The 21,246-nt window shown below is 58.6% G+C and carries 18 protein-coding genes and 2 pseudogenes; 9 read left to right on the forward strand and 11 right to left on the reverse strand.

Translation table 11 applies throughout. From position 1 onward, the window contains the following. Nucleotides 1-220 precede the first annotated feature (220 nt). The 3 genes and pseudogenes from ACVJGD_RS42020 to ACVJGD_RS42030 all read right to left on the reverse strand — a co-directional run. Nucleotides 221-1,600 carry an ISNCY family transposase gene (locus tag ACVJGD_RS42020; RefSeq protein ID WP_456639576.1) on the reverse strand — a complete coding sequence of 460 codons (1,380 nt, stop codon included), beginning with the start codon at nucleotides 1,598-1,600 and terminating at the stop codon, nucleotides 221-223. Between the two features lie 41 nt (nucleotides 1,601-1,641). Further along, nucleotides 1,642-2,001, reverse strand: a complete 360-nt coding sequence (locus ACVJGD_RS42025; RefSeq protein WP_456639577.1) for a DUF6788 family protein — start codon at nucleotides 1,999-2,001, stop codon at nucleotides 1,642-1,644. Between the two features lie 1,082 nt (nucleotides 2,002-3,083). After that, nucleotides 3,084-3,416: pseudogene (locus ACVJGD_RS42030) on the reverse strand (outer membrane protein); the annotation flags it as partial. A 65-nt stretch (nucleotides 3,417-3,481) separates the two neighbouring features. Between ACVJGD_RS42030 and ACVJGD_RS42035 the strand changes: the two are divergent. Then, complete coding sequence (locus tag ACVJGD_RS42035) at nucleotides 3,482-3,841, forward strand: hypothetical protein (protein ID WP_456639578.1); 360 nt, start codon at nucleotides 3,482-3,484, stop codon at nucleotides 3,839-3,841. A 164-nt stretch (nucleotides 3,842-4,005) separates the two neighbouring features. On the opposite strand, the pseudogene ACVJGD_RS42040 reads toward ACVJGD_RS42035, so the two are convergent. The 5 genes and pseudogenes from ACVJGD_RS42040 to ACVJGD_RS42060 form a co-directional block, all read right to left on the reverse strand. Continuing rightward, nucleotides 4,006-4,129 (reverse strand): annotated as a pseudogene (locus tag ACVJGD_RS42040) (SOS response-associated peptidase); the annotation flags it as partial. A 9-nt stretch (nucleotides 4,130-4,138) separates the two neighbouring features. Further along, on the reverse strand, nucleotides 4,139-4,294 hold the full coding sequence (locus ACVJGD_RS42045) for a hypothetical protein (protein ID WP_456639579.1): 156 nt from the start codon (nucleotides 4,292-4,294) through the stop codon (nucleotides 4,139-4,141). A 41-nt stretch (nucleotides 4,295-4,335) separates the two neighbouring features. Further along, nucleotides 4,336-4,458, reverse strand: a complete 123-nt coding sequence (locus ACVJGD_RS42050; RefSeq protein WP_456640613.1) for a hypothetical protein — start codon at nucleotides 4,456-4,458, stop codon at nucleotides 4,336-4,338. Nucleotides 4,459-5,075: 617 nt separating this feature from the next. After that, nucleotides 5,076-5,267 (reverse strand): hypothetical protein, encoded by a 192-nt coding sequence (locus ACVJGD_RS42055; RefSeq protein WP_456639580.1) that lies wholly within the window; start codon nucleotides 5,265-5,267, stop codon nucleotides 5,076-5,078. 1,053 nt (nucleotides 5,268-6,320) lie between these two features. Beyond that, nucleotides 6,321-6,683, reverse strand: a complete 363-nt coding sequence (locus tag ACVJGD_RS42060) for an H-NS histone family protein (RefSeq protein ID WP_456639581.1) — start codon at nucleotides 6,681-6,683, stop codon at nucleotides 6,321-6,323. Nucleotides 6,684-7,162: 479 nt separating this feature from the next. Here ACVJGD_RS42060 and ACVJGD_RS42065 point away from each other — a divergent pair, with 479 nt between their 5' ends. From ACVJGD_RS42065 to ACVJGD_RS42085, 5 genes are all read left to right on the forward strand, one after another. Then, a complete protein-coding gene (locus tag ACVJGD_RS42065; protein ID WP_456639582.1) occupies nucleotides 7,163-7,414 on the forward strand; it encodes a DUF3551 domain-containing protein in 252 nt (83 codons plus the stop codon). Between the two features lie 893 nt (nucleotides 7,415-8,307). Next, a complete protein-coding gene (locus ACVJGD_RS42070) occupies nucleotides 8,308-8,487 on the forward strand; it encodes a hypothetical protein (RefSeq protein WP_456639583.1) in 180 nt (59 codons plus the stop codon). A 539-nt stretch (nucleotides 8,488-9,026) separates the two neighbouring features. Then, a protein-coding gene (locus ACVJGD_RS42075; protein WP_456640512.1) for an IS630 family transposase occupies nucleotides 9,027-10,011 on the forward strand; the annotation gives its coding sequence in 2 pieces (ribosomal slippage) (nucleotides 9,027-9,421 and nucleotides 9,420-10,011; 987 coding nt in all). A gap of 48 nt (nucleotides 10,012-10,059) precedes the next feature. Further along, entirely contained in the window at nucleotides 10,060-10,335 is a 276-nt protein-coding gene (locus tag ACVJGD_RS42080) for a globin domain-containing protein (RefSeq protein WP_456639584.1), read from the forward strand. Nucleotides 10,336-10,580: 245 nt separating this feature from the next. Continuing rightward, nucleotides 10,581-11,144: a hemerythrin domain-containing protein gene (locus ACVJGD_RS42085; protein ID WP_456639585.1), complete on the forward strand. Its 564-nt coding sequence runs from the start codon at nucleotides 10,581-10,583 to the stop codon at nucleotides 11,142-11,144. 1,741 nt (nucleotides 11,145-12,885) lie between these two features. On the opposite strand, the gene ACVJGD_RS42090 is transcribed toward ACVJGD_RS42085, so the two are convergent. The 3 genes from ACVJGD_RS42090 to hemN form a co-directional block, all read right to left on the reverse strand. Further along, entirely contained in the window at nucleotides 12,886-13,629 is a 744-nt protein-coding gene (locus ACVJGD_RS42090; RefSeq protein WP_456639586.1) for a carbonic anhydrase, read from the reverse strand. Between the two features lie 10 nt (nucleotides 13,630-13,639). Continuing rightward, nucleotides 13,640-13,774 carry a sunset domain-containing protein gene (locus ACVJGD_RS42095; protein WP_456639587.1) on the reverse strand — a complete coding sequence of 45 codons (135 nt, stop codon included), beginning with the start codon at nucleotides 13,772-13,774 and terminating at the stop codon, nucleotides 13,640-13,642. 2,186 nt (nucleotides 13,775-15,960) lie between these two features. Continuing rightward, entirely contained in the window at nucleotides 15,961-17,313 is a 1,353-nt protein-coding gene (hemN, locus tag ACVJGD_RS42100; protein WP_456639588.1) for an oxygen-independent coproporphyrinogen III oxidase, read from the reverse strand. Between the two features lie 311 nt (nucleotides 17,314-17,624). Here hemN and ACVJGD_RS42105 point away from each other — a divergent pair, with 311 nt between their 5' ends. The 3 genes from ACVJGD_RS42105 (at nucleotide 17,625) to gmd (ending at nucleotide 21,210) form a co-directional block, all read left to right on the forward strand. After that, on the forward strand, nucleotides 17,625-18,155 hold the full coding sequence (locus ACVJGD_RS42105; protein ID WP_456639589.1) for a hypothetical protein: 531 nt from the start codon (nucleotides 17,625-17,627) through the stop codon (nucleotides 18,153-18,155). A 384-nt stretch (nucleotides 18,156-18,539) separates the two neighbouring features. Then, nucleotides 18,540-19,805, forward strand: a complete 1,266-nt coding sequence (locus ACVJGD_RS42110; protein WP_456639464.1) for an IS256 family transposase — start codon at nucleotides 18,540-18,542, stop codon at nucleotides 19,803-19,805. Between the two features lie 319 nt (nucleotides 19,806-20,124). Then, nucleotides 20,125-21,210 (forward strand): GDP-mannose 4,6-dehydratase, encoded by a 1,086-nt coding sequence (gene gmd, locus ACVJGD_RS42115; RefSeq protein WP_456639590.1) that lies wholly within the window; start codon nucleotides 20,125-20,127, stop codon nucleotides 21,208-21,210. Nucleotides 21,211-21,246: the final 36 nt, after the last annotated feature.

Here is a 21,246-nt window from a genome sequence, read left to right on the forward strand (position 1 = left end):
GGCCATGTGCTTAGCTAGTTTCCGTCGCGAAACGGCTGAACTTAGGGAGTCCGATTGAAGTTATGTTGATAGATTGGGCATAAAGTGACGGAGAGTGGCGGAATCGGCAAGCTCGTAACGGGCGATTTTTTCGGTGCGGTTCGGAGTTGCGCGCCGTTTGTCAGCTTGGGAAGTGCTGAGCCGCGGCCACTTTGAGTGACCGGGCGGGCCGTCGTGTCGATCAAGCAGCTTTTCGCTTGCGTGACGGTCGCGCCACCATCGCCGCGATCCTCATGAGATTGTTGGCGAGCACGGCGGCGCCGACCCACAGCTCGAAACGGTCGCGTCCTTCGGCGAGGCAGCGCTTCATGCCGCGGCCTCGAAACAACACGGAGATGCGTCCCTCGATGCCGGCGCGAAAGCGCTGACCATCCTTGAAGACCGCGCTCTTCTCGTACGCTTCACGTCGTCTCGTCCGCTTGCCGCCACGTTGTGGAATGCAGACCACCTTGACGCCGGCGTGCTTGCACGAGGCGAGGTTCTGCTCGCTGAAGAAGCCACGATCCGAGCCATACAACTGCGGGGCGCGGCCAAAGGCCTGCCTGTGGCGCTGGAGGGAAGATGCCACGTGAACCTCGTCGGGCGGATTGCCTTTGAGCACCTCGTATTGCGTAATCAGGCCCTGAGCGCTTTCGGCGAGGAAGACCTTGTGGCCAAACTCGACCGGCGTGCGCACCTTGCCGCGCTTGATCAGGTCGGTTTGAGGCTCGAAGATGGAATAAATCTTCTCGTCGGTAGCGAGCTGCTCACCAAGGAGCACACGACGACGTGACTGATCGATGACACGATCTCCCAGGTGGCAGAAGTGCTCGATCTGTCCGCGCAGTTGCTCGATGGCCATGGCGGTGAGCACGTCCTTGCCGCGGATCGTGCGGGTTCTCTCGAGCCCCGCGCGTGCGTTGCCTACGACCTCCCCGGCGATGTCGATGAGCACTCGGTATGTGCGGGCCTGCTGCTCGTGACGTTGCCTCGTCGTCATGCGCTGGATCTCGTACATCCGGCGCCGCGCCGCCCGCGTGCGGTCGCAAAAGCCCTTGATTCTTCGCAATTCCAGCGCTTTGGCCAGACGGCGGACCAAGCGTGTGACGACGCGGACCACATCCCATAGCAACGTGTTGTCGGTCGGATGATGAATGTCGGTCTGCACGACCGTGGTGTCGACCCGCAACTTCGCGCCGTCCTCCAATCCGAGCTCGACCGCTGCCCGAACCACCAAATCGTTGACCGCTCTCAGGGTTTGTGGGGTCAGACGGATGAAGCCACGCTGAAAGGCGTCATGCTTCGCCACCGGCGCGCAGTAGAAGTCGGTGAACTGACGAAGCGTCAATCCATCTGCGATGCGTTCACGCAACTCGCGATAGTCCCAGTTCTTGAGCCGCATCAAAACCAGCGAGCGCAGAACCTGCGTCGCCGTTAATCCGTGACGACCGCTATCGGGCTGCTTCAGGCCACGCACCAAGTCCCGCCGGACGCGCTCGATGACGTCCCGCTGGTCGTCGAGAAAGCCGGATATCGCCTCCAGCAGCGGTTCCAGGCGAATGCCCTGATCGCGTTGTCGCATCAGCTCCCAATCGGCAAAGCTGATCTGTCGCGCCGTCGCTCTCACATCGCTCGGCTCTTCTTGCTCTTGGATGCTTCGGCGCGTTCTCGCTTCAACGCTTTGATGTATCGCGGTGCCGCCTGGTGCAGCAGATCCTGCAGAGCGCGCCCGTTGTCCAGGCTGTGCTGAACCTCCGGCACAAGCTCTTCCGGCACGTAGACGGCAACGCGACGCCCGTTCGCGCGACCGTAAAGCACATAACTTTGATGCTGTTCGCCAGACCGGCACGCCGGGCAATTCTTGCGGATGCACCGGCTCCGACGCAGGCTCAGCGAACCCAGAAGCGCAGGCCAGAGATTCGTCGATTCGCTTCGCAGCCAGCGCGCGACATCCGAAGGCGATTCCGAATCAACATGCTTCATACCAAAAATGTGATACTATGCACATGTACGGCGCAAGAAAAAACGTGCGCGAAAATCGCGCGATAACCCATATTTTTAAAGGGCGAAATGCGTTTCGCGACACAAACTAGCTAGTCGGAAGGGGCTGTTCCGTTTGATAGTCGGAGCGGATGACGATGACGAGACGCAAGACCGGCCGTAAATGTCGTCTCGCCCATCTTCTTTTGACGTTTGTGAGGAGGTTCGGGATCTCCGTAAAGAGATCGTTTGGTGTCTATGCTTGACCATACGCTTAAGTCGGATGTGACGACGTGACGGCTGGAAGTGATCACGGAGACGAGACGACGTCGCTGATAGGGGGCCGGGTGCATGGTATTGCTTGTGCAGGCATAGCTTAGAAGGTCATAGCACGGGGTATCTTCGACTTGAAGGTGATCCTGCTACCATCTCGGCCAGCTCGAACGGGCGAAGGGCAGATCGTCGGCGCAACCGCTCGATCTCCTGGCGCTCCGGCGTTTCTGGCCGTGGCCTGGAAGGGCCTGCGCCGACTTCGCAGGCGTGCCCGCGAGCCTTGCAGACGGTCCAGCCGCTCGATCCGGCGGCCACAGTCCGCCGACCAGCCAGATCCTCGGGTGATTCCCGACACAGGCGAACTTCGTGTCGCGCTGGATCGGCTCAAACTCCTTGACCCGCTTGCGCAAGATGTTCTCGTGCACGTTCGGATCGCTGCCGCTTGCGCCACCAACACGCCGCGTCCCTGACCAACGCTTCGATCCTGAACTCACGACCAAACTTTTCTCGTTCATTGCAGACGCCATTCTCGGTGTCCAGCAGTTGCTCACTTCAGGTCAAACTTGTAGGAGGCCTGTAAGAACGTGCCCATCGCTCCATGCTGTATTTCACAAGCGCAAGGTCCTGAATTAGGATGCCTGGGTCGCTGCAGCCGCTGCAGTTGTACGTGACATTGCTGTCGTCTTTGGTCCACATTGCCCAATACCGCGCGCCAATGCCAATGCTGAAATTTCTGCTGAGGAAGTAGGACAACGTGCCTTCCACCTGAACACCCCCTCCACCTGTCCCGCGCTGATCATAGAAAGTTGTTTTCAGGCCGGAGCAGATGGTTGTCGCGACCACTGAAGTCGGTCCACGGCAGGTAAGCAACTGGCGGGGATGATTGCAAGGGGCGGGAACTGCACAGTGGGAGGGGTTGCCAGACGGGTCCCGTCGTACTCAAATTTGACAGACCAAGCAGGCGTGAGCGCTTGCTCAAGGCCGACTCCGACAGTCCAACCGAAACGATCGAACTGCGTTCTATGCCACGGGAACCCAGCAAAGCGCCCCCCGAATTCGTTGTTGTTGGCGATGTCGCCCCGATTGTTATGCCAGGCCACGCCAGCCTTGACGTAGGCCAGCGTTTGACCCCGCGGGCCATAGGTGTGACCGACACGAGGGCAAGCACGGCAGGACGGTCGCCGAGATCATCGAAGCCCGCATCACATGGATGCAGCAACTGGAACGGAAGGCCGATGGCGAGATGCGCCCCCGGATCGAGAGCTGGAAGAACGTCGCAGGCCACCTGCGGCGCTTGGTCAAGCCGAAGCTCGGCAAGATGATCGCCAGCGAGGTGACGCGGCAGGATATCGCCGAGCTGTCGAACGACAGCGGCCGCTACAGTGCCTTGGCCTCATCCCATGGTGCGCGCATCCAGACGTCGCGCTCCTCGTCGGTGGTCAATATCACGGGCATGCCTTCGGGTGGATCGGCGCGAGGCAGCAATCTTGCAGAAATTGTGAACTGGTTCACAAAGATGGGAACCCGTGAGGCGCACACTTTCCGCGTCGAAATGGGAGACCCGCGATGAATTCCATTTTGCGTAAACTAACGATGATGTCAGCCTTCGTGCTGGTGATTGCTGGCACCAGCGATATCAGTCGGTCGTCCGCAGTCGGTGTCTGAGCCCAGGTTGGGAGCGGAATGGCAATGCAGCCGCACCGCATTCTTCATCACCACTTGCGCGCAAGTTCAGACTGGTGCCGGATAGTCGGGGAAGCGCGCCGGCATCGGCGGCAGATTGCCAAGATAGCGGTTGATCACGCGGAACAGGGCGCGGATCGCTCTGGTTGGTCGTCACGCTGTACAGATTGCACATCGGCGAAGGCTACGACCCGAACAGTGCGAAGTAGATCACGTACAGCCAGCCCAGAATGCCGTGGATGATCGCCCAGATGATCGACTTGTTGGTGGTGTAGCTGATGGCGATAGCGAGCGCACTGCCAAAGCCTATGCCGTATTTCGTACCCTCTGATCGCACCACGTAGTAGCGGCTTCCGTTCATCGTCGCACCCTCATCATCATTCACCGCTCGCCCGGCCACCATGACGACGGCGGATCGCTCGCCGTGACCTTGGTGGTGCGCAGCGCCACCAGATGGCTCCGCTTGAATGCCGAGATGATTGCAGCCGAGGCGCGGGCTGGCAAGATTGTGGTGCAGGACGCTGAGATTTGGCCCCGGCTTGACCGACCTGCCGGCGAGCTACGCGAGCGGATCAGGAAAGCGCAACTATTGGCCCGAAGAGTACGGCGGATCAAACGTAGAGATACTCACTGAACGCAGACTTGATCGAAGAATGTCTCTTGCCACGGTCGAATTTAATCCTGCCGTGAGTTCTCCCGATCTGTCATCGCCGTTCTTACTTGCTCCATACCACACCGTTGCCGGTCAACGATCACGCTACCAGCAGCGCGACCGCGACCATCATGGCGACCAGCGCGATGAAGAGCAGGGCCTAGTGCGGAGGTGGTCGGCTTTAAGGTCGAGCGCCATAAACCTTCGTATCGTATCCGTGACCCCTTTAGATGCACGATGTTTACCTACGTTCAATTGAGCCGCTGATCGCGATCATCTTAGATAGCGTATGCGGTAGCGACCCTCAGCTCCCCCGACCCGCTATCGCTGCCCTCCTTGGGCGTTTCCTCCCTAGACTTGGGCCGCTTATCATTCAAGCCGCCTTTCTTTTGGTGGATGCCGTCACGCCCAAGGCCGCAGGCCGCAGGCGCGCAGCAGTATGAGGCCGAGCGCGGCTCTGCTCGTAAGGTTACGAATACATATCGCGCTCGATCTCGTCCCACGTTTCGCAGAACATTTTAACGGCTCTGTCCTTCGGAACGCGGCAGATCATCGGCACGTGGATCAGCAGCGGCCAAACGACGCCATGCCCATCGATACTTGCCATCTGATCAATCGGCGGGTGGTTGCGTGCATGCAACCCCGCGGTGTCGGCCGCCATTGCGCCATGCAACGTCTTTCATTTTTTGGCCGATGACGATCATTGGGAAGCGCAGGACATTTTGGCGGGGTCGCCATTGACCGCTGTAGTCGTTCCTGTAGGCGCATCCAGCGCGCTACAACCTTATTGTTAATGCCATCCCGCCACAACTTACGCCGCGCTGCGCAAAGCGTCAACAAACGCTGCAGATCCGTCGATCAGTTCGGGTCCCCTGGAATGTAACCGCGGGGAACGCCCGCACCCTTCAGCATGTTTCGAATTTTCGTTTTCGATTTTTGTTTCAACCATTCAGTGCAAATGTTGGACCGATGTCGACGATTACGCGAGTTAAAAATGGGGACAGGGAACAGAACCAATCTCCGGCGCGGGCAGCTTCCGCCCGTATTCGCCGCGTGGTTGGCGATCCGATCGCGCGGCCCCGTCTGCGAGCGCTGGCGATCATTTGCGAGCTTCTATCTCGACGTTGGCAAGCGACCGTCGTGGTGGCATCTGGTGATCATTGAGCCACGTCCTTGACCGCCCACTGGCGACAGGGCGCATCCGTCCGCCTCGACAAGATGCCCTCCAGCCCATCCGGCAGATATGGGCGAACACGTTACGCCTAAAGTATTGAGGGGAGCTTCCCGGATGCATGCTACTCTAGATTGCTAGCATTGCGTAGGAGTTGGGGAGTGGGGCGGAAGCGAATTTCGAAGAGGCAACGGTTATTGTTGAAGCAATTTTCGCCTGATCTATTCGAACAGCTTGTCGAGCTACTCTGGTTAAGAGAGCAAGTTAGGCAAGCGGAAGCGTTAGTTCCCAAAAAGGTCCTGGCACAATTCAAAGCTCGCCGGAAACGGAAAACGACCAAAGCCAGACGGGATTAGCCCGAGCTTCGTTGGCGAATTAAATCAACTTTATAGCGCGTGATCACAATTGGCTGCGCACGAGCTTTGCCAACGTGAACGTCGGACAACGAGCACTAAACTCTAACTGCCGACCGCGATCGAGGGGCGGCAACGTCACGCCAGCATCTGATCAATGTTCTCGCAGAAGCGGATGGAAGCTTTGTGTTCAGGACCTGTCGATCAAGAACTCATCCAGCCTTCTGCCAGCTTGAATGAGCGCCCCAAGCCACCGGGGTTGGTTCCCCCGGCCGGACCAAGTCTCCGTTGGGTTCTTCGGATTTCGATACTTCGGAGAAACGGGAGGGTAAGGGCGTTTGTCGGCCGCATGAAGCAGACGTTGACGTTGTTCGAGCTTGGTTTTTTCCGCCTTTAGTTTTCGATCGAGCTCAAAGATCACCTCTTCATGGAATTTCCACAGTTCGTCTGTGGACATAGATTTTAAGTCGTTGCGTCTCACGAACGCCTCCGATGATTTTCCTTTATTAATGGACGTCGGTATTTCGGAGCCAAGCAAATATTGAACAATCATCAGTTCAACGCATGGCCGTTCTCCGAGTATTAAGTATAACGTTAAACCAAAGCGTGTGGAAGGGACATGACCGGAAAGGGCCCGACAATGCGGCGTCCCGCCCATCGGACGATCGAATTTCTCGATGGCTGGGTTGCCCGCGGCGCTCCTCCTCTGATGCGTTCGATGACGGTGCCTCACGTCATCGAACACATCGCGCACCGCCTTTCTATACTGAACGGTACGTAATTTAGGCCGGAATGCGCGATGGCAAATATCCTCAAAGGCCGCCGTCGCGCGGCCCCCGCATTAACTCACACCCTCAGAAGGACCCTGAATGCGTGATGGGGTGGTCGTGCCGCTGCCTCTGCTAAACCCGCCTGTTTCAGGTTAGCTGGCGCGTTAGCTCCCGTTACCCACCCGTGCCTTGCGCCTCCCCCTTCGCCTCCGGTTGGATGCTCCCCGGGGCGAGGGCGCAAATAGTCCCAAAGGAGGTTCTGATGCGCATTCTGGCCTTGGCGATTTTGACGATCACGACGCTTTTGACAACGGCACCGGCTCAGGCCCAGACGTACGATCCGGCTTATCCGGTTTGCCTGCGTGCGCACGGCCACTATTACGAATGCCGCTACACGTCGTTGCCTCAGTGCAAGGCGTCGGCATCGGGCCGCGCAGCAGTGTGCGTCATCAATCCATATTTCGCGAATGCCGAAGAGCCCACGGGTTATCGGCGGCATCGCCGCGTCGACTAAAGCTTATTTTGGCGCAGACAAGCTCAATGACAGCGGCGGCCCCACGATGTTCGCCCGGCTCGGCTAGTGGACCCAGAGGGCTACGACGGCACAGGCGAAGCCCACCACTAGGATGCCAGAGGCTGCTATGGTGACTAGGTCAATTGACCAGTGGTGGCCGACGAAATCGAAGTGTCTGGAGTGATTTTCGTCCCGATATGTCTGAAGGCGCATGGCAGCACCTCCTTGTGCGCGTTGGCACCTAATTCAATCGGCTGTTGCCAAAATAGTTCCCTGCCTCTCGGATGGACCCGGACGACCCATCACCACGACAGGCACGCGAAAAGCCCGGAGCGGCGTGCCGGGCTTTCCGAAGTATAATCACGTGATGAAGTGCGAGGATCAATGCTTTGGCGCGGCCCAGCGTCTGTTCACTTCGTAACACTGGCTTTGTTTATTTAGGAGTTGTGCAGCAGACGGTCAGGCGACAGGCAGGCGACCGATAGTGGACGGCATCACGCCATCGCGTCACGGCTCGACCATCGATCAGCGTCAAGCGTGTCACCCCGTCACCAAGAAAGGACGGCACCGTCCTTTTCATGTGATCGCCGCGAGCGTAGGCACCGCGGCAATCGCCATGTGTTGGTCAAGCCCCATGTCGAGGACAGCCTTACGTCCATATCTGGGGCGCGATCAACGACGAGCGACCGTCCGCTCCCTGAAGCGGCACCTCCGGGACTCTACTTAGGGGCTTGCCACTAAGGCATCGAGCGGAATTTCCGAGTTTGTTTGCTCCATTTACCAATGGATCGTCCGCCGCAGAGGAGATGGCCCACATGCGTACCAAATCATTATTGGCGGTAGGCCGCCCGCTTCCCTCAGGCATGCGGTCCAGTAATCTTTGGAGGTTGATCATGGCAATCTTCTACGATGCTAACGTCAATCCTCCCCGTCCTGCTTCGGGCCATGAACATAAGAATGCGATGCCATGGCTTAACGACGAAACGCAATTTGCCTGCGAGGGCTGCGGTGATCTCGTTACGCTTGAGAAGGCGAAGCTGCGGGACCAGCCAGCCGCAATCGTGAACTCTTGATCTAAATCAAATGCACAAGCGAAGTCGTTCGACCGGATGTCGATCTTTAAGTGCGCGGCACTTGCCGCGCCGCTCATCCCTCAAAACGAGCAATCTTGATACAGATCATTTCCGAAACTACCAGGAATGGCATGCTGGACATGGGAAACGAGGGAGGTTCCACATGGCATCGATCTCAAAACCACCTCACGAAAAGTGTCCTCGGTGTGGTTCTGGGTTAGTCCACCTCGAGTGGCATGAACGCGCCAGCGCGCAGGAAGTCCAGGATCTTTGGCACTGCTGGAACTGCAGGAACGAATTTGTCACCGTCGTCACTTCTGACGAGAAGGAGCCGTCGGTCAGTGAGATCACCGAACCATTCTTTACGAGCCTGCTAGTCTGATCAATGACGGCTGAGCAGGTCGACCTTATAAGGAAATCGTTCGAAGCGATGTGGCCGATGCGTCGCGACATCGCCGACCTGTGTTACAGCCGGTTCTTCGAACTATAGCGGTTTTCGCCCGATTTGAATCTGGGGGATTCCCAAACGGTTAGCGATGATGGAGACTGTGTGCATTGATTCTCCTTGCCGGCGGGGGCGGGCGGTGCCGAAGGCCTATTCTTGTGACCTGCGGGAACGCGTTATCGAGGCCGTGGCTGCGGGCGCGTCGCGGCGCGAGGCGGCCGAACGCTTCGAGGTGAGTGTAGCATCGGCGGTCAAGTGGGTGCAGCGCTGGCGGGACGATAACAGCGCCGCTGCGAAGCCGCGCGGCGGAAGCGTTTCGCCGCTCGAAGAGTTCGCAACCGAGATTTTGGCTGTGGTTGCTGAGCATCCAGACCTGACCCTGGTGGAGACGCTTGCAGAGCTGCGCAAGCGGAGAATTCGAACCAGCCGCAGCGCGCTCTGGCGCTTTCTCGACCGTCACAACATCACCTTTAAAAAAAAGCCTGCAGGCTACTGAACGGCAGCGAGAGGACGTTGCGCGAGCTCGCCGACGTTGGATACGAGAGCAAGGTTTTCTTGATCCCGCCCGGCTCGTTTTTATCGACGAGACTGCGGTCAGCACAAATCTGGCGCGGCTCCGGGGGCGTGCGCCAAGGGGTGTCAGGGTGATCGGCGCCGTTCCGCTGGGGTCATGGGAGACCATCACTTTCGTGGCGGCCTTGCGCCACAATAAAATGACTGCCCCGATGGTGATCGAGGGAGCTATGACCGGAGAAATGTTCCTCGCCTATGTTGAGCAGTGCTTGGTTCCAACCCTTCGGCGCAACGACATCGTCGTGATGGACAACTGCCGAGTTCACATGGCGCCTGCCGTTAGGCACGCGATTGAGAAGGCAAAGGCGAGCGTGCGGTATCTCCCGAAATACTCGCCTGATCTTAATCCGATCGAGCTGCCCTACAGCAAATTTAAGGCATACTTGCGTAAGGTCGCGGCACGAACAGTTCCGCATCTCACGCGCGCGATCCGTTCGTTCATCCCACAACTAAGCCCACGCGAATGCACCAACTATTTCGCTCACGCAGGCTATGCTTCTAAATGACAGGAATCCGCTTTAGCCCCCGATGCAAGAGACCTGTTTGCAGGCGACATGGAGCGACAGCGGATGAAGCTGATGGACATGATCGCGGCGCTGGTCGGCTCGCTCGACGAGCGTCCGCTGTTCCAATCGATGGCCACGAATTCAGGTCGCGCGCACGCCAGATTTGGCGTTCAGCCATCGCAATATGTCGCAATGGGGGAGGCCTTGATGTGGAGCCTTGAGTGCAAGTTCGGTGCGTCGTTCACCCCGGAGCTGCGGGAAGCCTGGAGGGCACTCTACGCCACCGTGCAGATTGAGATGCAGCGCGCGGCGGTAGAGACCTAGATCGTCAGGGAGGTTACTGCTTAGCCCCAACAGCGGCGCGATTGCGGACAATCCGGGACCGCCGCTTTGGGCCAACGACGACGTCCAGAACCGAACGGGAGTGCGGGTGCATCAGGAAAGACATCTCGACCCATTGATCCGTTCGACGACATCGCCTCTTTGGACCAGGGTTTGATCTAGCGCAAGAAGCCTGGATGATTTCACGCTAATTTTGGCTATCTCTCAGTGCTTCATCAGAGGCTGCAATGATCATTGAGCGCTTATCCCGAGAGCATCGCAATGTTGAGACGCTGCTCGCCGTCCTCGAGCACGAACTAGAGATTTTCGATCGCGGGGACCGCCCCGACTATCAGGTCATTCGCGGGATCATTTACTATTTCGAACTCTATCCTGAGTTGTATCACCATCCGCTAGAAGAGTTGGTGTTTGCCAAGCTAAAACTTCGCGATCCCGCCGCGGCTGCAAAGGTCGGTAATCTCACACTCGAGCACCAAAAAGCGGCCGAGCGTTTGCGCCGCGTTGGTCAAGCAGTCCATCGTGTCCTCGCGGATCGTGAAATCCCGTGGCAAAATGTCGACCACGTCGTTCGCGATTTCATAGAGAGCGAGCGGCGTCACATTGTGATGGAAGATCGTGATTTCTTTCCTGTCGCCTTCAGGGCTTTAGAGGCTCAAGATTGGACGGAGATCGCTTCGGCCTCAATCGATCCTGAGGATCCGCTGTTCCACGAGGCTGCCGAAGAAACCTTCAGCGCGCTACGAGCGCGCATTTTGCAGTTGGAACGAGAGGCTGAAGCCGGACGACATTAGTCGAAACTTGCACCCGCGACAGTTCGACCCCACGGGACGGCAGGGCAGCGCGCACGGGAGCGGCGGCGCAAGGCGTCAGGGGCAAGGCCGTAGGAAGGCCGTAGAGCGGCCCGGCAGCGCAGGGCACAGGACACCGGGCCAGCCCTCGCTAGCGCATACGGTGAAATAGGGCCTATCGGGGCCCGGCAGGTTCGGGCGGGCCTTCTATTCGTCCAGCAGAAATCGGGAAATACCTTTATTCTCCGGCGCTTCCGCCGTTTTCAAACAGGCCGAAAAAGCAACTAGACATCAAGTCGTTTGGACCTGCCTTGCAGGTAACGATCACAACAATGCCTGAGAAGGCAAGACAGCTGTTCGTGCCATCGGAGACAGCATGGCTCGCGTCTAGTTCGGCGCCAAAAATCCACCCATTCGTTTGCCGGTTGTAACCGATCTGGCCTCCGGCCAGGAACACTGGGGTACTGACGATGTCGCCGTAGATCGATGGGCCATAGGGGTCACTGAAGGATGTCCGGCCATAGCCGCCGCCACCGTGCTCACCAATATATCCTCCGGTCCAGCTCCAGAGTTACGGCGAGACCTTCATCATCGCATCGAGATCCGCCGAATTAGCGACGCCGCATGCGAGAAGCGCAACTGCTAGCAGCTGCGCTGTAGGCTTACTTCCGCTGGCAAATCGGCGGCCAGGATCGCGCAAAGCGGGTGAAAGCATGCCGATCGGCCGAGATAGACACCGTCACGTGCTACATCGCTTCCTGTCGGTACAGCGGAAGACCGGTCTTGCTCGCCGATGGCAAGTACGTCCTCGCGCGGATTGAACTGGCACGAGATTGTCTGGCGCACGATCGAGCGCAGATAATCCCTAGCCAGCGTCGCGCCCCTTGGCAAGAACTCGAATCGGAAAGTGCCACGGTCGATAGGATCTGACCGACGTCGCGATTCATCCGCAGCTCACCAGGCCAGTACGGCAGGCCCAAGCCTGTCAGTGCCTGTTTGCCGCATACGGTAGGTCAGGAAAGATGTCGGGCGCGAGGTCATCCCATCGCAGAAAGGTCGAATTCGATTCGCGACGGAACCATTCCGCGCAACAGGCGACGAAAATTGCGCCGGCGTGACGGTCAGGATCGGTCAAGTACCGCCGGCCGCTAAGCGACGCACAATCATTCGCGCCTACCGTATTCTCCACCGGCCATGCGTACCGATAAAGACCGCGACGGTTGCGTCTCGCCAATCTTCTGCCAATTAGAAAAGAGGTGGGCCGATTACGAACGGCACTCGGGTTCACTGAACCGCTCACTCGCGCGTGAAATTTTTCGCTCGACCGCGAATCGTGAACTTTGAGTATACCGCCGCCACTGGCGGGGCATGTAAGTCAGGTAGGCGTGCGCCGCGGGCGTATCGTCTCATTGGAATAGCATGTCAGAGGGAGGGCCGAGATGAACCCGCGGGCGCCGAAACCGGCAAAAGGTGGACCAACGGACAGTGATAGCGCCGCCAGCAGGGAATAACGGTGGGACCAGCAAGCGACGCCGTCGGCGAGGCGTTCAATAGCCCTCGCGCGCGACCAAACGCCTTAAGCTGTCGCACGTGTCTCCCACGTATGAAGGAAATCGCCCAAGCTATCCCGGATCCGAAATAGGGACTGGAACGGCTGATGCGCAGGATGGGGATTGCGGCGCTTGGGCCGAAGCCCCCGCACTACGAAGCCCGCGCCAGGGTACAAGATCTTGCCCTATCTGCGTCAGCTCAGCAGATCGACCCTGCCGGTGTCGAGCCGATAAAGGCCACCTACGACCTTCAGTCTGTTCTGCTCAACTGCCGCGTTCAAGATCGGGCTCGCTGATTTGAACTTGTTGACGTTATCGAGCACATTTTGCCGTGTCGCATTAGCGAGTGCATCCCCGCTCTGGTGGGAAGATGCCTTTACCGCAGGCGCAAGTGCGGCGACGAGCGATGGAATATGCCCCGGCGGCCGAGAGCCGTCTCTGAGCGACTTAATCGTGGCATCGACAGCGCCGCAACGATCATGACCGAGTACCAGGATTAGCGGGGTGTTTAGTACGGCCACCGCATATTCCATACTGGCGATCGTTTCATCGTTGGCGAAATTGCCTGCGACGCGACAGACGAACAGATCACCAAGTCCGCTGTCGAAAGCAAGTTCGGGTGCTACACGCGAATCGGCGCAACTTAGGACCGCCGCATATGGATTTTGCCCACCGACTAAAGCTTCGCGCTCGCGCTTGAAATCCTCGCATCGCGACACGCCCTTGACATAGCGCGCGTTGCCTTCCATTAATCGCTTCAGCGATTCATCCGGCGAGAGCAGGTTATCCGGCTTGGGCGGCGCTTTTGTCACCCCCGCCTTAGCAATCCCGTCGCCAACCAGCATGCCAACCGCCGAAGCAGCGAACAGCATCACGGAACGGCGGGACCGCGCGAACGCGTTCGGATGAGGTTTGTTCGGAGGAGGGTCTGCACGCATGTTTTTCATCTTAGCGCGCGGCCTTACGCCATCCTGTGGCTTCGGCCTCCGCTTCGCTGCGGAACCAGCGCTCACCCAGTCCCTTCGTCATATCGATGTGCCTGTAGCCGGGTTGCCCGGGCAGGTGGTAAATGCGCTCGCCCATGCGGTCCGCGCGGCCCTTGATCAGACACTCGGGTGAAGGCGGGTCTCATACCAAAGTGGCCCCGAGCAAAAGTTCTTGAGCGTTGATTGGCGTCGAGCTAGCGCCAACAATGATCGTAGCCTTGTTGCGGTGACGCCAATCCCATGGCGCGACGAACGCTCCCGACCATAGGCCCGCATACGCATCCTCGCCACAACCTCATAGATGTCGTAGGGGTGGGAATATCGACCCAATGATATAGTGCCCAGCCCGAACGTACCATCCACGCGCTCACGTCCTCGCCCGCGATGAAGCAGTTGTCGAGTGAACTTCCGTACTGGTCGATCCCTGTAGTATGACAATCCCACGTTTGTCCGTTCGAATGCTTGATCAGATCATCGCGAGCAGTTATGCCGCAAACCCATTTCTGTCCATGGGCGTCGAGGCAAATCTGATCTGTTTCTGGCGCGCGATGCCGGCGAGCCGAATTTTGATCTGCTCGATCTCGACGGTGTTGCCGTCGAGGATGTGCGGGGACCGCTGAGCTTAGCCGCGCAAACCGGAGACGCGATGGCGGCGAGCAATGCGGCCATAATAACATTCCAATAACCTTTTGCTTTTGGTCCATCCTGCGGGCCATCCACTGAAAAACACGTACAATCCGGCCCCCGCAGATTCTGCCGCTTGATCGCACCATTCCTGCTTTCTGGTTCGTGCTACATCCCCATCCGGCGTCTTGCCTTGTGGCTTGACGATGATTCAAACCTACGCCCTAACGCCGCGTCAGGTTCAAGGGATTTCTTGTGGTGTTGCTGTTGCGCAGTGTGCTCTAACCTCGGCCTCTCTCAATTGGCCAGCGACGCACCGTGGTTCGACCCGAGAAGAAAATTACCTCATGCTCAGCTTTGCCGAACGCACCAAGGAGGAGGAAGTCGAGCCGCCGGGCGCCGTATCTCACCCGCTTGGCAAACAAAAAAAGCCCGGCCGCCTTTCGGCGGCCGGGCGGAAGTCAACCCGGGAGGAACGACGCTGCTACGCATCGCACCAACTTCCATCGGTAGAGGGAGGGCTACCGGCGGTTTGACTACGGCGAGGGCATTCGCCGTAAGCTCTGGCCACGAAAGACCGATATCGAACGAATCTGGTGTCGCTTCCGTGGGCCCTATTGGGCACAAGGTTCACGAAATTCAGCCTAAGGCTCGCTTGCAGCAAGATTGGTAGTGTGGTCGGTGTCTCCTCGCGTAACCCGAAGATGGCCGTCGAACGTCGTGCTATTCGAGTAAGCGCCGACGAAAAGAGCTGTTCGTCAACGTTTCACGAACCGGCCGAACCCATCCGGACCAGAAAAGATGTCGAATGAGCGGGCGATGTTCATCAGATCTTCCAAGGACGTCATCTGCATCTCCCGTGCGACAGCAATGGGCATTCGATCCAGTGAGCCCGGCTGCACGACCACTTGGTGCCCTGCAAATCGCTGCTCCGATAGTGGCGCAGCCTAAGCACAGTCGAGGCGTGACTCAATTACGCCGTAATATGCGGCCGATATCGCAAGGGTTTTGGGAACATATACGAACGTTTGCCGTTGATGAGCACCGACGCAACCCGCGGGGTGTCGAGCTGGACTGTGCTCGCCACCACGTTGACTCTTGCGCATTTCTGTCTTCTGTCGATGTAATGTGGACGGCCCGCTCCATGTTCTTTGCCTGAGTATTGCGCCCGTACGTGAATGTGTGGCGTCAATGATGCGAGTTGTCGCGGTATGTACGGACATCGAGCGCAGATTTGCTTCTTGCGTTCGATTTCTTTTGGCGAAGTGGCGCCCTCCATCAAGGCTTCGCCGACATTGCTGGCCGCAATTAATCTGGATCCCGCAATGAGCGCCTTGTCGAGATTGAAATCAACGCTATGTCGTCTCGCGCGACTGAGCTCGACCGGTCGGGAGACTAACCTTTCCTTCGGTACCTCTTTTTTTGAGACATCTGGGGAGCAGCTCACGGCGCGGTGACCGTTGAGGGGGCGGGCTCGAAAGAGGAGCCAATCAATTCTTAAATAGATTGCGATTGTCGTGCGCCCAGGGCCTAGGGTCGTATTGGATTTAGGCCTTGAGACTGAAACGCCGAGCCCCTGCATGCCAACAGGACATAGGGGCTCAATCCTTAGCGACCATCGTCCGGTGGTACTTCTGGATTCGCAAGTGACGAGCCGGATCAGACCGCCCGACTGTGTGAAGCCTCGGAGCGAGGAAGATGAGCGTCGAACGCCGACGCGACGCTTCTGACAAGGAACTGTGCGTCGTCGCTGACGGTAAGCCGGTCATCATCCATCATTACGACGCCATCCGCGACAAGCCTGCCAATCAAAGAACGATCGACGATGGCCGATCTCGGATCCAGGCCATGAACGCGGGATATCTGTGAAAGATCAACGGCCATGTCGCACATGATCCTTTCGATGATTTCGGCGCGACAACGATCGTCTTCCGAAAGCGAATAACCCTTGATAGTGGCGAGCCGATCGTCGGTGATGCGAGTGAGGTAGTCTTGCGTCGCGGCAGCGTTCTGCACAAATCCTCGGGGCGTGTGGCCGATCGCACTGGCGCCGAGACCAATGAGGGTGTCCGCGGAATCGTCCGTATAACCTTGGAAGTTGCGCCTCAGCCTGCCTTCCTGCCTCGCCAAGGCCAGATTGTCGCCCGGGAGGGCGAAGTGATCGAGGCCAATCCGCACGTATCCCGCATCGACCAATGCTTCCGCGATTGTCTCGGATTGCAGATGCCGCGCGACGCTGTCGGGCAGAGAGGTCTCGTCGATCCCGCGCTGATGCTTCTTGAATGAGGGAACATGACCGTAGCCGAAAACCGAAAACCGGTCCGGATGCAGCTCGATGCATTTGGCGACGGTATTCAGGCACGAAGCGACGGTCTGCTGGGGCAGGCCGTACAGCAGGTCGAAATTGATCCGGCCGACCCCGGCGCGGCGCAGCCGCTCGACCGAAGTCGCTGTCTCTTCGAAGCTCTGCTGGCGATTGATAGCTCGCTGGACAACCGGATCAAAGCTCTGAACGCCAAGGCTCGCTCGATTGACCCCACAATAGCCCAGTGCCTCCGTCATCGGCTCCGTCAACGTGCGCGGATCGATCTCAACGGCGATCTCAGCGTTGGGCTGCACAAGGAACGAATAACGCAACGCGCCGACGAGATCAGCGAACGTTTCGGACGTCATGATCGTCGGAGTTCCGCCTCCGAAGTGGATATGAGAGATCGATAGTCGTTGTCCGATGGTTTCTGCGACGAGGTAGGCTTCAGTACGCAGCCCCGCCGCATAGATCGCGATCTGTTCATCCCGCTTCATGACAGACGTATGGCAGCCGCAGTAACGGCACATGGATCGACAGAACGGCACGTGCAAGTAGATCGAGGCTGGCTGGAGGCCACGCAACGACTTAAGCCATGTTCGGTAGTCGGCTTCGCCAACCGACGATGAGAAATGCGGGGCCGTAGGATAACTGGTGTAGCACGGTAGACGGTCTTGCTCGTATGATTTTGCCAGATCCGGTCGCATTTTGAGTCCTTTCTTCCTCTCCGGCGCGATTATCCGGCCCGCGACGGACAAGCATTGCGCTGTCTCAAAATGTCCGGCGTGGGTGTCTAGGACGAGTCTCAAGCCGAGATTGGTAGGGGATGCCCGCGGCGCATAAATCCGACGTGGGTTCGTGGACGAACTGGTCATGGACGAGCGATGGGCGGAAGACGGGCTAGCTGAGCAATCGTCTTGTCGGTGAGGGGAATTCGAATATCAGCCATAAGCGAGAGTCCCACGCCCGCTAAACCGGTTTTCAAACGGTGTTAGCGGATTGAGTAGTTCGGAGATCCGTGTACTCGGTCCTTGAAGTAGTCGATGAGCGAGCTGAACGTTTCTGCGCTCTTCCTTTTGTACGACGCAACGGCATCGCTGTAGAGCCGGATGAACTCTGGCGTGCCTGGCTCGGCGTCGATGCGCGGGCCGCCCTTCCAAGCGGACCAGTAAGTCTTCGACGTTCCGTCAGCGAGCTTTTTGATTGGTCAATTGATTCCTTTCAGCCGCATTCGCATTATGGGATGTCTTCCATGTGTCGTATGGTGATGTTGCCGCTCAATTCTAGGCTGAAGTCCGGACAGCCGGTCAAGGGCTGCATCGATGGCCTTTCGCATTTGTGTGTTCCGGGGATCGGTCCCGGCATGATCCCGCGTCGAATCCAGTCGTTGGAACGTCTCGCAGCCAGCATAGGCCGCAGCCTGTTGTTTTCGACATGCCGCGGGGCGGGATCATTTGTCTGCATCGCCAGCGTTGCGCGCGACAAACCATTGGTCAGCCGCAATTGCAGTTGTGGCCAGTACTTGGATCGAGCTGAACGTTTGGGATGAAAGACCGAAAAGCCTGCAGACCGAAGGGCAACGAGGCGTCCGTCGGGCATTCGGCTAGTTTAAAGTGGAATCGGGACGGATCACTCGGACTGATCTAGGCTTCGATCCAGTTGCATTAACAATTCGCAACGGCTCGTTCACCCGTTTTCTGTAAGCAAGCTCCGTTTCGATCGAACTGTTCCATGCTTGCCTGTAGGACTTCCCGCACATGGGCGTTTCTGATGTCCGAAACGACATTCAACCACCAAAATGATTATGAGCGGCTAAATAAAAATCGACGACGTCCTGAGCTATGCGGGAAAGTGGGTGATGACGGGTTGAGAGAGGCGGCGTATCGAGGCGGGTGTCGAGCCTGCCAGAACCTCTCGAGGAGAGCGATACGCCATGAACGAGACTACCAACATCCTGGCCTTCCGTCAGCCGTCTGCGGTTGACGATCCACTGACAGAAATCCTGCGCAATGGAGCCCGTGACCTGCTCGCCAGGGCGGTCGAAATCGAACTGCAGACGTTTCTGGAGACGACGGCTGAGTTGAAGCTGCCGGATGGCCGCGCCCGGGTGGTCCGGCATGGCCATGGCCCAGCGCGCCAGATTGCCACCGGGATCGGCGCGGTGGAGGTCGCCCGGCCCAAGGTGAGGGACCGCGGCGCGACCGGGGCCGACCGGATCCGCTTCACTTCGGCGATCCTGCCGCTGTGGGCGCGGCGGACGAAGAGCCTTGATGCCCTGCTGCCGATCCTCTATCTGCGCGGCATCTCGACCGGCGATTTCCAGGAGGCGCTCTCGGCGCTGCTCGGCAAGGATGCGCCGAACCTGTCGCCGTCGGTGATATCGGGCCTGAAGGCGCAATGGCAGGGCGAGTACGAGCGCTGGCAGAAGCGCGATCTGTCGGCACGGCACTATGTCTACGTCTGGGCCGACGGCGTATTCCTGCAGGCCCGGATGGAGGACCACAGCGAGTGCATGCTGGTTTTGATCGGCGCGACGCCCGAGGGCAAGAAAGAACTGATCGGCTTTCAGGTCGGCGTCCGCGAAAGCGCCCAGAGCTGGCGCGAACTTCTGATCGACATTCGCCGGCGCGGACTGCAGATCGCGCCTGAGCTTGCGGTCGGCGACGGTGCCCTTGGCTTCTGGAAGGCGCTGGACGAAGTCTTCCCCGGCACGCGGCGGCAGCGCTGCTGGCAACACAAGACAGTCAACGTGCTCAACAAGGTTCCGAGCTCCGTGCAGAGCGGCATGAAGAAAGCCCTGCAGGACATCTCGATGGCGCCGAGCCGGGCTGTCGCGGAGCTTGCACTCCAAGCCTTCGCCGAAAAATACGGTGCCAAATATGCGCGCGCCGTGGATTGCTTGAACAAGGATCGCGACGATCTGCTGGCGTTCTATGACTTTCCTGCCGAGCACTGGGTCCACTTGCGGACCACCAATCCGATCGAGAGCGTGTTCGCCACGGTGCGGCACAGGACTGTGCGGACCAAGGGATCGTTGTCGCCGCAGACCGCCAGGCTGATGGTGTTCAAACTGATCGATGCCGCGTCCAAGACCTGGCGACGACTAAAAGGCACAAATCAGTTGCCGAAGATCATCGCTGGTGTCAGATTCGCCGACGGCATCGAGGTCGTTCCGACCCAGCAAAGCCACGCCGCCTGATCGGCCACATCACCCAAATTCAGGCATAGCTCCGACGTCCTTGCTATTGTCGTTTCGTCCGAATGCATGGTGGCCGCCAAGGCTGTCACTCGGGGAGTAAAACTCGTAGTGGGTCTTCGCATCGCCGCCCTAGAGCGCCAGCGGAACGCTCACATGCAATGTTCCGTCGCGAGGATTTGTCAAGGAACTCGTTCCTAAGATCACCGACGGGCGCCCACAGACTGCTAAAAGGCAGTATCGCGAGCGACAGCACATAAGTTTGCGGCGCTGGTAAGGGGCGTGTAAATAGAAATCCCGCATATCAAAAAGGGGATATCAGTTGCATCCTCAGGCTTCAAAGCAGCGCGTTGCGCTGATCACCGGCGTCACCGGCCAGGACGGCGCTTACCTGGCCGAATATCTGCTCGGCCTCGGCTATATCGTCCACGGCGTCAAGCGCCGTTCGTCCTCGTTCAACACCGCCCGCGTCGACCACCTCTATCATGACCGCCACGAAGGCAACGTGCCGTTCCTGCTGCATTACGGCGACATGACCGACTCCACCAACCTGATCCGGCTGATGCAGCAGATTAGGCCGGCGGAGATCTATAATCTCGCGGCTCAGAGCCATGTTGGGGTCAGCTTCGAGAGTGCCGAATATACTGCGAATGCCGACGCCATCGGCGTGCTCCGCCTGTTGGAGGCGATCCGTATCCTCGGCATGGAAAAGGAGACGCGATTCTATCAGGCCTCGACCTCGGAGCTTTACGGCCTAGTCCAGGAGGTACCGCAGAAGGAAACCACGCCGTTTTACCCGCGCTCACCTTACGGCGTGGCAAAGCTTTACGGCTATTGGATCACGGTCAACTATCGCGAGGCCTACGGCATGTATGCCTCCAACGGCATCTTGTTCAACCATGAGAGCCCGATCCGCGGCGAAACCTTCGTCACCCGCAAGATCACCCGCGGCGTCGCCCGCATCGAGGCCGGTCTTGAAGAAACGCTTTATCTCGGAAATCTCGAGGCTAGGCGCGACTGGGGTCATGCACGCGACTACGTCGAGGGCATGCATATGATCCTACAGGCCGATGCGCCCGATGATTTCGTCCTGGCGACGGGGGAGATGCGCTCGGTCCGCGAATTCGTCGAGCTCGCCTTTACCGAGGTCGGCCGCGCGATCGAGTGGCGCGGCAAGGGAGCGGACGAAACCGGCATCGATGCAAAGTCCGGCACGACAGTCGTCCGCATCGATCCGACCTATTTCCGTCCGACTGAAGTCGACCAGCTTGTCGGCGATGCCAGCAAGGCGCGCGATAAGCTCGGCTGGAAGCCGAAAACCAGCTTTGCACAGCTCGTCAAGGAAATGGTTGCAAGCGATCTCGCCGCGGCCAGGCAGGAGACCGCCAATTGCAAACACGCCGTTTGAGCTGAAAGGCAGAACGGCCTTCGTCGCCGTACCGCC

This window comes from Bradyrhizobium sp. USDA 10063 (genome assembly GCF_054063735.1).